Annotated in this window: 9 protein-coding genes and 2 pseudogenes; 3 read left to right on the top strand and 8 right to left on the bottom strand. The window is 58.9% G+C overall.

Going from position 1 to position 13,380, the window contains the following annotated elements; genetic code table 11:
- Nucleotides 1-159 precede the first annotated feature (159 nt).
- Nucleotides 160-414 (bottom strand): PAAR domain-containing protein, encoded by a 255-nt coding sequence (locus tag B0G71_RS01610; protein ID WP_116139313.1) that lies wholly within the window; start codon nt 412-414, stop codon nt 160-162.
- Nucleotides 415-525: 111 nt separating this feature from the next.
- Between B0G71_RS01610 and B0G71_RS01615 the strand changes: the two genes are divergently transcribed.
- On the top strand, nt 526-726 hold the full coding sequence (locus B0G71_RS01615) for a hypothetical protein (protein ID WP_116139315.1): 201 nt from the start codon (nt 526-528) through the stop codon (nt 724-726).
- 726 nt (nt 727-1,452) lie between these two features.
- On the opposite strand, the gene B0G71_RS40860 is transcribed toward B0G71_RS01615, so the two are convergent.
- From B0G71_RS40860 to tssG, 5 genes and pseudogenes are all read right to left on the bottom strand, one after another.
- Nucleotides 1,453-2,130: a hypothetical protein gene (locus B0G71_RS40860; RefSeq protein WP_147308641.1), complete on the bottom strand. Its 678-nt coding sequence runs from the start codon at nt 2,128-2,130 to the stop codon at nt 1,453-1,455.
- A 75-nt stretch (nt 2,131-2,205) separates the two neighbouring features.
- Entirely contained in the window at nt 2,206-4,557 is a 2,352-nt protein-coding gene (locus B0G71_RS01620) for a peptidoglycan DD-metalloendopeptidase family protein (RefSeq protein WP_116139317.1), read from the bottom strand.
- A 41-nt stretch (nt 4,558-4,598) separates the two neighbouring features.
- On the bottom strand, nt 4,599-6,755 hold the full coding sequence (locus B0G71_RS01625) for a type VI secretion system Vgr family protein (RefSeq protein ID WP_116139318.1): 2,157 nt from the start codon (nt 6,753-6,755) through the stop codon (nt 4,599-4,601).
- Between the two features lie 177 nt (nt 6,756-6,932).
- Nucleotides 6,933-8,804 carry a type VI secretion system baseplate subunit TssF gene (gene tssF, locus B0G71_RS01630; RefSeq protein WP_258875741.1) on the bottom strand — a complete coding sequence of 624 codons (1,872 nt, stop codon included), beginning with the start codon at nt 8,802-8,804 and terminating at the stop codon, nt 6,933-6,935.
- Between the two features lie 45 nt (nt 8,805-8,849).
- Nucleotides 8,850-9,893 (bottom strand): annotated as a pseudogene (tssG, locus tag B0G71_RS41190) (type VI secretion system baseplate subunit TssG); the annotation flags it as partial.
- Between the two features lie 264 nt (nt 9,894-10,157).
- Between tssG and B0G71_RS42500 the strand changes: the two are divergent.
- Nucleotides 10,158-10,254, top strand: a pseudogene (locus B0G71_RS42500) (peptide transporter); the annotation flags it as partial.
- Nucleotides 10,255-10,344: 90 nt separating this feature from the next.
- On the opposite strand, the gene B0G71_RS01640 reads toward B0G71_RS42500, so the two are convergent.
- Nucleotides 10,345-10,542 (bottom strand): hypothetical protein, encoded by a 198-nt coding sequence (locus tag B0G71_RS01640; protein WP_147439470.1) that lies wholly within the window; start codon nt 10,540-10,542, stop codon nt 10,345-10,347.
- Nucleotides 10,543-11,117: 575 nt separating this feature from the next.
- On the opposite strand from B0G71_RS01640, the gene B0G71_RS01645 reads away from it, so the two are divergent.
- Entirely contained in the window at nt 11,118-12,314 is a 1,197-nt protein-coding gene (locus B0G71_RS01645; RefSeq protein WP_116139178.1) for an IS4 family transposase, read from the top strand.
- Nucleotides 12,315-12,443: 129 nt separating this feature from the next.
- Here the strand turns inward: B0G71_RS01645 and kynA are convergent, their stop codons facing one another.
- Nucleotides 12,444-13,376 carry a tryptophan 2,3-dioxygenase gene (kynA, locus tag B0G71_RS01650; protein ID WP_116139322.1) on the bottom strand — a complete coding sequence of 311 codons (933 nt, stop codon included), beginning with the start codon at nt 13,374-13,376 and terminating at the stop codon, nt 12,444-12,446.
- Nucleotides 13,377-13,380 lie beyond the last annotated feature (4 nt).

A 13,380-nucleotide genomic window follows, 5' to 3' on the forward strand; every position in this document is an offset into this window, starting at 1 on the left:
GGCACGGCGGAAGCGTGCGGCGCTACAGGATCAAACGCATCCGGTAATTACGCGCCGGCCGTGCGCAAGCGGGGGGCATTGGATTCATCCTGTTGGTGCATTCCGCTCGATACTCGGTTAGCCGGCCAATCACGGTCGGCCTGATTCAGGGTCAACGACTCAATCGAGCATCCAGCTATCGTCGCCTTCGATCAGTGTGCCGCCGTGGCTGGTCATATCGCCCTTGCGGGCGACACCCGCGCCGCCGAATGTGGAGGCCGAGCCAGTAACGATGACCGCGCCGCAGCTTGTTTGATCGCCTATCCGGGCGACAGCACGGCCGTTGACCGTCACGCTACTTGCACCGCTGATGACAGTGCCGAACCCGTGCATAGGGCAGGAATGAAGATGACCTACGAGAGCGATGGGGCGCATAAAAACCTATATGAGATACCTGCAATGGAATCAACGGCAAATTATTTTCTGAAAAACCGGGTATCTCGCAATTCGCCATTTGTCTCCAATATTTTCTGAAATATATGAGAAATGAGTGCGATACCGTTTCCCATCGAAACGGTAGATGGCGATATTGCTGCTCCCCATGTCTCCTCGGGCTTCGGTTTTGAGATCAGGAAGTCCGTTACACCGATGTCGTTTTTGATCGAAGGGACCGTCGTCACGTGTAAAAGCTGGGTGGTGGTCGATTTTGATGACAATCTGAATATCCAGGACGGGGAATTTACCTGAGTGGACTCCATATCAATGTTGCAATCCGCAAAAAGTAAGTTTTCGTGCCTGTTAGCACATATGCTTACCGATATGCCGCTTGCGCCGCATTGATCTTTGACGTTTTTTATAATTGCACGCGAGTTCCGAATCAGACCAGCGGCCGTATTGATATCAATCGCTTTCTTTATTTTGCATGTGTCACCTCCTGTATTTTCCAGCGAAGACTTGGAATTTCGATATGCTGGTTCGAGTTTTACTATTATATTTGTAGGGTTGTCTTCAAGCAAGTCCTGTTTTTGCAAGATGCCAGTTTAGCATTCTGTGTCTGGACCGCTCGAAATAACGATTCTGGATCGTCTGAGGCAGCAATCGACGCGTACTGCAGGAAACTCGCCTTGAAAATCAAAGGGGGAATCCGGGCGTCTGTGCAGGTTCCCTTCGGATATCGTTCGCGGGCTTCCCGCACCATGCGCTGAACCTCAATGTCGCTTTCGACGGAAACGTCGTAACACGGCGAAAGTAGAATCTGCGTAGATACATACGCCGGAGAGAACTGACTTAGAGATGGAATATCCAAATCGCCTGCCGCTCTAACGCCAGGCAGCCAGCCGATGAAAATAATAGCCGCCAAAGTTTTAATAGAGAGGATCGCGAAAGGGATTCTATTGTCAAGCGAAAATAATGGCGATGATCTTGAAAAATAACGTGACACCAGGAACTTCATATATATTGTCTGTTCGCGAGCTACTCTTCGTTGAATTGGATGGTTTTTATCATTTCCAATAAAATATTGTAGCTAAACCCACTGTCGAGATCAAAATCCTCTGCATTTCGTGTGACGCAATACTGTTGCATTGTCGCGCTTGACTTCGAATTTCCTATCACAATGCGAATGCACCGATTGACAGAAGAATATCGCTGACAATAATCAGGTGCCGTGATTTTTCTGTTGGAGTTTTTGTAGATGTCCTCTACCAACCACCCCCTCCAATTCCGACCATTAAGTTTGATAGAGGTTGCGCTTGTTGCGACAGCGCACGCGGATGGGACTATTTTTCTAGTATGTACATTGCCATTCTTGTCAGCCACAATGAAGCTATCTTTTTTCCTCAGCATTTGATCAATGCCAACACGTCGAATATTTAACGATGGAATTCTTTCAACCCAACTGGGATCATGAATTCCGAACCCTTGTGGCGCGAGTGACAAAACGGTCCCGTTGTCGGATTTATATGATCCAAGGCAATCGAGAAGTTTTCCTTTGCCATCGGGAGACAGCGCGGAGGGAAGTTCTATCGAAATTCCACATGATTCGGATGGTTTTCCAGAAATCAACAGTTGATGGTCGGCATTTGACGCTGCAAAACTGGATATCCAAGTAGAGAAAAAAATCGTTGCGATCAGTATGCTCCGGGCTCGCATTTTTATTTCCTTGAAAGATGATATATAGCGGCTCGTTCAGTTACGAGGCGACATTAAGTTCGGTCTGAAACGGCATTACTCTTCCCTCTGCCTTATCAGCGAAGGATCGGTCGGCATATTCGGTGCATCGCCAAGAATGAAATTCACGTAATGAAAAAACTCTCTACGCTGGGGAAGTCCGGTGCTGCCCCCATTAACTGGTGTCGTGATTGCGGCGACATTTGCATCAGCTACCCCTACGTCCGCACGGCGATCGATATTCATCCCGCTTCGCAGGGCCCCGGTGTTGGGTGACTGCATTACCTTACTAATCCAGAAGTACCCGGCTGAATCGGCGACGGCGGTTGCATCGGAAGAAAGCAGTTCAGGATTGGGATCGGTTGTGAAGTCACGTCCGCGAAAGCGACTGTACGCAGCGTAACTGCCACGTCCGGTAAGATGAATTAGCCCCCGGCCGCGAAACCTTGCCCCATCGCCCGTTTGCGTATTTCCCATCGACAACGCCTTCTGTTGAACTTCATCCGGTCGTTGCGCTATATAGTCGGGTCGATTTCGACCGTGCAGAAACCCCATCGCTTGTAGCCAATCATGTTTGTGATCGAAGTCGTCCCCAGCCTCCTGCGGAGTTAACGCCTCGTACATCGTGCGGAAATACCGGCTGTCGCCAAGCTCGACCGTTGCTCTTAGCGCTCCGGTTTCTTTGAATATTTGCGCTAAGAAATGGGCCTGTCTTTGAGGAGTCGAAAAGCCATACTTCCTCCACATGCGATTTATCGCCGTATGCATATCCGGAGGCATGAAACCGTGGTCATTGTTGCCTGAATGCCATCGGGTTTGCGCCGTCTGCCATGGAATTTCTCCGCCTGCATTGGGACTGGACCGTTTGGGCAATGTCTGTGTCAGCTCTCGAAGGCTGCGCCATCCGCACTTCTTGAACATCTGAATAAACCGCCCCGGATGAAAGTGGTAGTGAACCTTGCCCAGCGCCAGTCCTTGTGCCTGAGCGTCCTCCCAGAAGGCCAGCGCTGCGTGGTGCTGTTTGAGCTTCGTATAGGCGTCTGGACTCAGACAGCCGGTCATTAGCGCGGAAGCCGGCAGATCATTCGGATCAGTGCCCTTGAGCCAACCCCAGCGCGTATCGAAGTCGTCGCGCGACCACTCTGTCGGCATCTTTACAACGCAATAGCTGAGCCGTTCCCGCATCGGACCGTCAAGGCTGCGCGCGTAAGCTCGCGCAATGCGTTCGCGCTTTCTCTGCGCCTGCTGTTCGGCTGGCGTCGGCGCGGCTGCCCCGCTTGTGGCCGCTGGCGGACTCACAGCCGGCGGTGCGCCCGGGTCAAGCATGGCAATCAGCACATCGGAATCGCACCGGCTGTTGCCGTCTGTATCGTCGTCTGCAAACGTCCACCCCAGCCAGTCGGGGAAATCCGCATCGCTGTAGACTCTGACGCCGGGACCGTTCAGATTCGCATACACAGCCGTGTGATCGACCGGTGAATGAATCTGCCGGATGTGCGGCAGGCGTCCCTGATAGAGATCTGTCGCTGCCGGTGCATCTGGGCCGATCACCCGGCCAAAGCGCAGCATTTCATAGCCTGCGCTGGGGCATCCAGGATAGCGCCGGGTGGCACGCTCATACAGGCCGTAGGCATCTTCCGGCGTCGCCGAGCCAAGCACCGCGCCCCGGATGCTGCGTGTGGTCAGGGTGATCAAGCCAGTGGACTCTGTGATACTTACGATCGCCGGCTCCGTTGTCGTCGCCTGCACCGGCACCTGCCACGCGGGATGGGCTGCCGAGCCAACTGATGGATCGCTGGCATAGAGTTGCGTACCAGCTGGCAACACGACGTGAATGTCGCCCCACAGACTATTGGTTCGCCCCTGTTCCGCTGCCAGCGGCCCGTGGTTACGCCCCATCAGTGCCGCGACGCTGGTGGCGTCGGCGACGATCTCGAAGTGGATACGGTTCGGCTGGCCGTAGATCGCGCCAGGCAAACCGATCGCGTCCTTGCGGTACACCCTGCTGCCGCGCGCCACCTGGGTCGTGTGCATGTGCTGGTAGATCGAGTAGAACTCGACGTTCACCCCTTCGCCAATCTCCGTTGCGTGCTTCAGGATCACCACACCGTTACTCGTCCAGCCCTTGTAGTACAGCAACGGATGCGCCGCGATGACCGCTGGATCGTCATGATGCTGCGGAATGCCATCACTGCCACGCGCGAACACGACCTCGCCGTCGGCAATCGCGCACACTGGCTCCGAGCTGTCCGCATTGCCCTGCGCTTCGAGATGGATGCCTCCATGCCAGCCAAATTCGCGGCTGACGGGAAACGCGCCCTTGCCACTGCGTTCGCCCAGGGTCGTGACGGGTTGCGTTGAGTCGTCCTCATGCGCGGCTGCGCTGAGGAAAGGTTGGCTGATCAGCATCAGGTTTCCTATTTTTTTGTTCGTCTGTTTTGGGAATGGGTTTAGTCCGACAACGGCACATGGCCCGGATCGAGCAACTGGCCCGGCAGTGGAATGCCATGCATTCCAGGCACTCCCCCCGAGCCACCCTCCTGAATTAAGGCGCCTTTGAGCTTTATCGCGATGCCCTCGATCGTGACGCCGCTACTATCAATGGTGAAGCTGCCACCGGGTGCCTTGATGACCAGTCTGTCGCTTGCCTGAAGCTCATATATCTGTGTCCGGCGCGCGATGGCCTGCCCGGCCCGAAGCTGATGACGACCCTGCACGACATGCTCCGCGTTCCCGCCGGTTTCGATCTGGTAGTCGGCCGCAATCCGGTCCCGCCGGCTGTTGCCCACGTTCTCCACACGGTCCTTGCCGATCGTGACCGTCTGGTTCCGTCCGACCGACACGGTATCGTCCAGCCCGACACGGCGCTGGCTGTCATGTGCAATATCGACCTGCTCGTCGTTGCCAACGTGGCGCGCGCGATCATGGCCCACCGTAACGGTCTGGTCGTGCTCGACCGCATGCGCCTCGTCGTTTTCTACCTCGGTACGGAGGTTTTTCTCGGCATGAATCCATACTTCTTCGCGGCCCTTCTTGTCCTCGAAGCGAATCGCGTTAGCGGTGCCATAGCCGCCCTCCTTCGTAGAGCGCGATAGCGTCCCGCTCTGCGTCGCGTTATCCGGTAGCTTCCACGGCGGCATGCTCATCGCGTTGTACACGCGCCCGGTCACGATGGGCCTGTCCGGGTCACCGTTTTCGAAGTCGACAATAACTTCAGTTCCAACCCGCGGAATGTTGATGCAGCCGAAGTTACTGCCCGCCCACGGATAAGACACGCGCACCCAGCACGACGAATTCTGGTCATTCACGGGTGACCTATCCCAATGAAACTTCAGCTTCACACGTCCGTACTGGTCGGTCCAGATTTCACTTCCCGTGTACCCAGTCACGATCGCCGTCTGCGGACCCGTTGTGCGCGGTTTGCTCACCGTGCGCGGTGGCCGGAACATCGTGGTCGCCGGCTGCACTTCGAAAGTCGTATTGACCTGATACTGGCCTTCGCCGGTTACTTCGCCGATCTCCTCGGCATCTAGCCTGACGCGGATCACCAGGTACTCGCGGTTCGCCGCTTCCTGCGGATAGCTCGCCAGCGTGAATGTCGTGCCGCACACCACATCGCGCAGGTTGCCTCGGCCTACGGCGCGTTCTCCCCGAGCGCGGATTTCCTGCATGCGTACACGCGCGAACTGCTCGCCCTGCTGCGGATCGGTATAGTCGCCCGGCCATTCGTAGACTGTCAGATCGTTATGCCGCGTGCCCTGCGGCAACGCATTCTGTACCGCCAGGTTTGCGCTCGGCTTCGTGAAGTCGAAATCATCCGTCGTCCAGATTCCCGACTGGATGCTTTCGGTCGTGTCGAAGTGGCTGACATATTCGGCGTCGATCTTCCTGTCAGGCGGGAGGTACTGCAACGTGTGATACGCCTCGCTGACCACGCGCCTGTGCGCGCCGAGATTATCGACAAGCACCATCCGGTGCACGCCGTTCGAGTGCTCGAAGAACCAGTAAATTCCGTGTTCTTCCATGAGCCTCTGAATGAACGAAAAGTCCGACTCACCATACTGCACCTGATAGACGAGCCTCGGATACGTGCCGCCCAGGCGCTTGACGTACGAGTACATGTAGTTGCCTTTGAGTACCTCGTCGATAATCTCGACCACCGAGCGGTTTTGAAAGATTCGGTAGTCCGTGCGCTGTCCGGCGAGCACGATCCACGGCTTGAGAATCAGCCGGTAGTGGTACTGCCGGTTTAGCGGCGCAACCAGGCTTGCCGCCGTGACGATGCCGCTGATTTCCCGTTCACCCTTGCCGATATTCGCGGCGCCTGCGGCACCCGCGACGCCCGAATGGAAGGTGCCCATCCCGTCGAGCTGGACGGTCACGGTCAGCTCCTTGCCGACCATCGCCTTCAGGTCCAGATTGGCCGCGGCGCTGTCGGGCAGCAGCGGACTGAGCGGCGTGACCAGTCCCAATTCATATTCGTAGATCTTCGAAAGCGCTTCCTCTCCCCTGATCGAGCGTATCAGGAGGGCAGGTTCGCCGTCGTCCAGCTTCGGCAGCGCGGCGCCGCTAACGGTGAAGGTACGTGGAGTCATGAAGTTCAACATAGGCTCGATCCTCCGTGTGAACTGGACCGGTCGCCACTCATGAGACGAATCCCGTTGTGCCGGGCGTGCGACGCCCTGCGTTCTGTCATGCGTGTCTGCATCAATCTTTTCCCATGAACGCCGCGCGCCGTGTCGATCGCCCCGGCTGCCTGCCATGCCTTTTCCCTGCGGTTCTACTCATGCAACGCCCCGCGTGCCCATACGCACCGGCCAGGTCGCCACAGGGCCGCGCTGCGTCGAGCGCAGTTCGGTCTCGATGAACGAATGGGCCGATGCACCTCGCGCGAGAAAGCGCTCGAGAATCAGGCCGAACAGGTAGGGGCTCACGCCATGGAAGCCCGCTTCGTCGACCGTGAGCACGCACTCGGCGCCGCAACCAAACATGATTTGTCCATCGCGCGGGAGCATGCGCGTGACCGTGCGCATGCTGACATCGACCAGACTGTCGATCATCTGCCGGTAGACCTCGTCACCTGGCGCGAGGAACAGCCCTAGCAGATTGCGCAGGCCCGCGGCCGACGGGTCTTCCAGAGCGAGGTAACTAAAGTTCAACTGGCGGATCAGCCGCCAGGCGGCTTCCCGCTCCGCATACGGTGCGCGTGGCACACTAGGTGAGCGAATCAGGCCCACGCACAGAACCGGGGCAGATTCTTCGAGCGTCAGATCGTCGCGGCCGTCTGGCACGATCAGGTTCGGAAGTTCACGATTGGTCAGCAACGCGCTGAGCGTGAGGTAGTTCATGCGCTCGCCGTAAGGTTGCCCGTCGTGATCGACGAGTGAGACCGAGGTTTGCGTGCCGATGTAGGGCGTGCGTGTGCCATAGCGGCGGCGTGACAGTTCCGGCGCCGAGCGGCGTTCGCGACGCGAGGTGAAATAGCGCCCGTGGTTGCCTTCATCGTTCGTCAGTGGCTCGTGCAGCGGCCGGAATTGGAGCGGTGCCGATGTCTCGCTGACCTGACCATGTAGGGCCTGCACGGAGAACACTTCGTAGTCGAGCGGCTGGAGTGCGTTCGGCACCAACTGGAATTCGGTGCCGGATTTCGGCAACTCGACGGGATCGGATGTGCGAGGAAAAAGGTTGATGACCGGCGTGCAGAAAAGCGCGAACTGCGAGGCATCGACCTGGTCCGCCAGCGGGTCGGTGTGTCGGTCCAGCAGCACGACGACCTCCGCCTCGCGCCCACGCACCTGGCGCAGGCCAGGTGCGAGACCGGTCAGCGTGAAGAAGTAAAAACGCGACGGACATACGGCAAACTCGTGCAGCAGATTGTGTCCATGAAATTTCGACCATGCGAGCGGCAGGAGGCCCTGTCCCGGATCAAGCCCTTCATGCACCACCGCATCGCGGCTTACCGCGTGAAACGGACTGCCGGGCGTGCCGAGGTTTTCCGGCTCGCCGGTAATCGACGCGACGGCCGCAACGTGCAGCAGTTCGAACAGGCGCGACGCCAGCTGTTCTTCCCCGGCCAGGTACACGGGTAACCGGTCCAGTCCCTGCAAGTCGGCGATGCAGGCCTCGCTGGTGGTACGCAGCCTCAGACGCAGAGCGCCGCGCACGTTGTTGGTATGTCCACGCACATACCGGTCGGGCGCGGGAATATCAGGAGGAATGCCGGTCAGCCGTGCGCTTACGATTTCGAGCGGATACAGCGTTACCTCCTGACTGCTACGAAACTCGCACGCCGTGGCTTCACCGTCGGGCACGCGACTGATGAAGGTGGCGCCGCGCGCAATGCGGACGCCCTCGGCGAGATCGCCTTCCGCATCGTCTGGATACAGCCGTGCCACCGCCATCGATGGCGTCGGCGCGAGGTAATTCGGATAGAGGCATTGCAGCAGGGGGCGCGTGAAGTCGGGGAACGCTGCGTCCAGTTTCATGCGCATGCGGGCGGACATGAAAGCGAACGCCTGGACGAGCCGCTCCACATACCTATCGCCGATTTCACCCGCCTGCATGCCCAGACGCCTGGCGATTTTTACATGCGCCTGTGCAAACTCGGCGGCAAGTTCGCGCAGGTACAGCAACTCCTCGTTGTAGTACGTCAGCAGATCACCCGCGCCGGTTTCCGGGCGTTGACGGTACGGTACGGATCGCCTCGCCAACTGCTCCACGTACTGTTCCGGTTCGAAGCGCATGCCGGTAATCGGCGCATCCGTGGGCGCCTGTCCAAGCCAGCTGGACCAGCCGAGTTGTTCCGTTCCACCCAGCACCGCAGGCGGCGCGCCCTGTGGCTTGATGCGCAGTTCCAGTTCCCACCGGTAGCCGCGCCCGACAAATTCCCTCACGCATTCGACCAGCTTCGGCAGGTCCACGCCCTGCGCCGTGAAACGCAGATACACCGCCAAGTCGAGCGGCCCCAGGATAATGCGGAACCGGTGCTGGCGGTCCGGCACCTGCTCACCGAGCATCGCGCCCATCGCAAGCGTCGAAGACTCCACGGGCTTGCCGAGATAACTGTGGCTGGCCGGCGCCATTTCCAGCCAGTGAAAGACGTATTCCTCGATCGCGACCGGTACGTCGAAGTACTGCTCAAGCGTCGCGCGCAGGCCGTCGGGATTACGCGCTTCGCGCACCAGATGCGCAGAGGCGGCGAGGCGCGCATGGCCAGGAAACGGCCGGCCGGCGATTTCGTCGGGATCGTGGCCGGCGAGGCTCGCGACAAAAAAGGAGAATGTTTCGTCATCCTTCCGGTCGAGGCCTGCTGTGGCCTGGGCGGAGGCCCACGCCCGGTACAGCAGAGTCAGGTAGCGGTGGTGAAAGATGTCGAGGAAGTTGACGAGCGTCGCATCCCGCCGGTTCTGCTCACGCTCGCGTGCAATCTCGGTGATGTGAATCGGCAGTGGCCCGTTCGGTCCGAACATGCCCAGACTGAGAAGCCGTATCTTCAGACGCCCGTTGACCTCACGCACGTCGGCAATCTCGCGCGGCGCGAATGCGAGGCTCGGTGCCTGGCCGAGGCGGAACGGCTCCGCCTGCGGACGCCGCGCGGTTCCGACCGGATCAATGCAGGGATCGGCGCAGATACGGCGCAGCAGGGAAATAAACCCGTAGCGCCAGGGTTCGGCCATCAGACGTTCAACGCTTTCCGGTGAAAGCGCCACGCCGGGCATGGGCAGATCGAAGCGGGCGCCCTCCATCACGTCGCGTCCCCTGCACACCGGTGCATGATTCCGGAGGCGCGCGCACGCAGGCAGGCGGGCCTCTGATCGTGAGGAGAGAGCAGGTGTGGGTTCATGCCCTGATTATTCAGGGCGTCCGATTCCGATGTCTATGGGACGCTCTCAGACGAATACTCTTTCCATCCCGATCTGACTCATAAAAGTTGCCAGGAAACGTCCGAATGATTTCAGGATGGCGGCGCAGTTCGAAAAAGCGGCGGGGTGCTGGCGAAGTTGGCCGGCCTCTCCTATGACCTGTTCGCTGACACGCCGATATGAGCCGTCAGGCTTTCCGACCGCGCGCGTGACGGTCGGATTCCAGTTGACGGCACAGTTCTGAATGTCAAGGTGAGTGCTTGACCGGCGACGCTCTGTGCGCGACCCGCGCACTCCGCAAACTTCTGCCGTTACGTCGCGGTCATTCAGGTGTTCATTGCCTGTCGCTACCAGCGAGAACGCTACCATCGCCGGCGTTCGCCTCGCTGCTATACCGTTCGGCGGCATCGGCGAGCGCGGTCGCCAGTTTCGTGAAATCCGCCTGCCGCTTCTCCCCGGTCGCACGGTACGTTTGCGCCGTTCTCGCGAGTGCGGCCAGATAGCCGAATTGTTTCGAGTGCGTTTTGCTCAATGCGGCGGCTTCCTGTGCGGTCTTTTCAACCGTGATCTGCGTACGGGCGCGGCGCGGTTTACTGGATGATGCGTGCCCCGATCTGGTCATGGTGCGATTTCCGGGGTGTTCCTGAATCGCCCACGAGTCAATCCAGGGCCCAGCACACCTTCGAAACGAGCGCCGTTATGTGGTATCGCCGAGGCGAAGCCGATGGCCCCACCGGACACAGAAAAGCCCGAGGGTTTTGATCCGACCGTTCCGACGAGCGCGGAGCGCGAGGCGGGAAGAATGATTGCTTTGTCACAGACTTGGAATGTGCGAGAACACAGATTCCAGATGCACCACTACCGCAACTGTGCGGGGGCCCCGCTTAAGCATTAGCGGTGTGAGCCGCTTTCTCTTGCCTACTTCTCTTTGCGGCGGCAAAGAGAAGTAAGTGCCGCCCCGCACAGCAATGCTCTCAACTTAAGCCTCGAAGGGCTTGTATACAGGGCGTTAGCCCTGTAAACTTCATCGCATAACTCACTGATAAATCAACGATATGAACTCAAATACCAGCGTCCTCAAGGCTTCTGGCTGAGTTCTCCGAATTCCTGTTCGATCCGGCGCTCGCCGATCGCGTGCGTCGTTCTCCCACCGCCTTTACCCGCAATCGCACACTGACCTTGCCGCGCATGGCCGCGCTGATGATGTCGGGCATGTGCGCCAGTGTGCAGGCCGAACTTGACGCGCTATTCGGCGCACTGGGAAGCCGCGGCGGGCGCACCCGCGCTGTGAGCGCACAGGCCTTCAGCAAGGCGCGACGGGGCGTGTCTGCCGAACTGTTCGAGCTGGCCCGCGCCCGCCTGATCTCGCTGGCCCAACCCCATATCGATTCGATGCGCTGGCACGGCCTGAGGCTGGTCGCCGCTGATGGCAGCCGCCTGCGTGTGGGCACGCGTCGCGGCCATGAACTGCGCGCCGATCACTACGCGTTTGCGCTATTCCTGCCGGGTTCCGAACTGACCCTGCACGCTGCACTTCATCCCGCCGACGGCGGCGAGCGGCAGATGCTGTTCGAAGCCCTCGATGTGCTGCAACCGCATACCGACCTGCTGCTGCTCGATCGCGGCTATATCGGTAACGCGATGGTGGCGGCGCTCGCACAGCGCGAAATCCCGTTCTGCATGCGCGTCGATGCGCGTAACTGGAAATGCGTCAGCGCCTTTGCCCGCAGCGGTAAAGCCGAGCGTGTGGTGACACTGGACGCGCCCGGCGAACTGGATGCCCGCGACTATGAACTGGCGCGTACGCCCACCACTGTTCGCCTGATCCGCGACGTCACGCCGGGCGGTCGCGTGCGGATGCTGATGACCTCGCTGCTCGATGGCGGGCGTTATCCGGCGGCATCGTTCGGCGCGCTCTATCATCAGCGCTGGCGGGTCGAGGAAGCGTTCAAACGACTCAAGCACCGGCTGCGGCTGGAAGCCGTCACAGGCCTCGATTACCTGGCGTTACAGCAGGACTTCGGCGCAAAAATCCTCGCCGACAACCTGTTCACCCTGCTCAGCGATCTCGATGCGCCGCACGACGACAGACATGCCAGCCGTCCTAACCGGGTGTATGCACTGGGCGCACTCAAGCCCATCCTCGGCGCGTGTCTTCTGCGCATCCAGCGCTGCCTGGACGGCCTCGCCGGTGTGCTGGAACTGATCCGCCAGACCCGATGCCGGATACAGCCGTCACGCTCCTATCCAAGACCACCCCGAAAAGCCAAGCCCCACTTCCATCTCGCGTACAAACTTGCTTGATGCAGCGGAGCTTAAGTTGAGAGCATTGCCCCGCACAGGGGCAACGCTAATAGACCACGAACAAACCAAGGAAAGGCCAAAACCCCCAGGATCACAGAAAAAACCAGGCGCCACGCGCAAAAAAAACCACTACAACACAGTCCTCACATGCCAAAGCTCCGGAAACAAAACCACATCCAACATCTTCCGAAGATAAGTAGCCCCACTAGTCCCCCCAGTCCCTTGCTTAAACCCAATAATCCGTTCAACAGTAGTCACATGCCTAAACCGCCACTGCCGAAAGGCATCTTCAAGATCAACAAGTTCCTCGGCCATCTCATACAGCTCCCAATGTTGAGAAGGATTCCGATAAACCTCCAACCATGCCGCTTCAACAGAAGCATCATGCACAGTAGGCTGAGTCCAATCCCGCTCCAACCTGGAGGCTGAGATAGGAAACCCGCGCCGAGCGAGCAACCGAACAACCTCATCATAAAAGGAGGGCGCTTCCAACGAACTCTTAACCTCGGCCAAAACATCAGCCCGATGCGCGTGCGGCTTCAGCATCTGCTCATTCTTATTCCCGAGCAAAAACTCAATCTGCCGATACTGGTAAGACTGAAACCCGGAAGAACTCCCCAAATAAGGCCGCATAGCCGTGTACTCAGACGGCGTCATAGTCGCGAGAACACTCCATGCCTGCACGAGCTGCTCCATGATCCGCGACACGCGCGCGAGCATCTTGAAGGCCGGCGGCAACTCATCCCGACGCACGGCCTGCAGCGCCGCCCGTAACTCATACAAAGCAAGCTTCATCCACAACTCGCTCGTCTGGTGCTGAATGATGAACAGCATCTCATTGTGATCCGGCGATAGCGGATGCTGCGCATCCAGCACCGTCCCCAACGACAGATAATCGCCGTAGCTCATCGACTCCGAAAAGTCGAGCTGCGCATCATGCCAGCCATCGCCGGAATCGGCGGCCGGGGAAGCCACGTTAGAAGCAACTGCCCCATGCCCGAACGGACATCCCTGCGCTGGTTTCTCTTCCGGCAGCCCCGGTGTTTGCATATGATCGGTCATTGCG

This window comes from Paraburkholderia sp. BL27I4N3, from assembly GCF_003386115.1.
Lineage (GTDB): Bacteria > Pseudomonadota > Gammaproteobacteria > Burkholderiales > Burkholderiaceae > Paraburkholderia.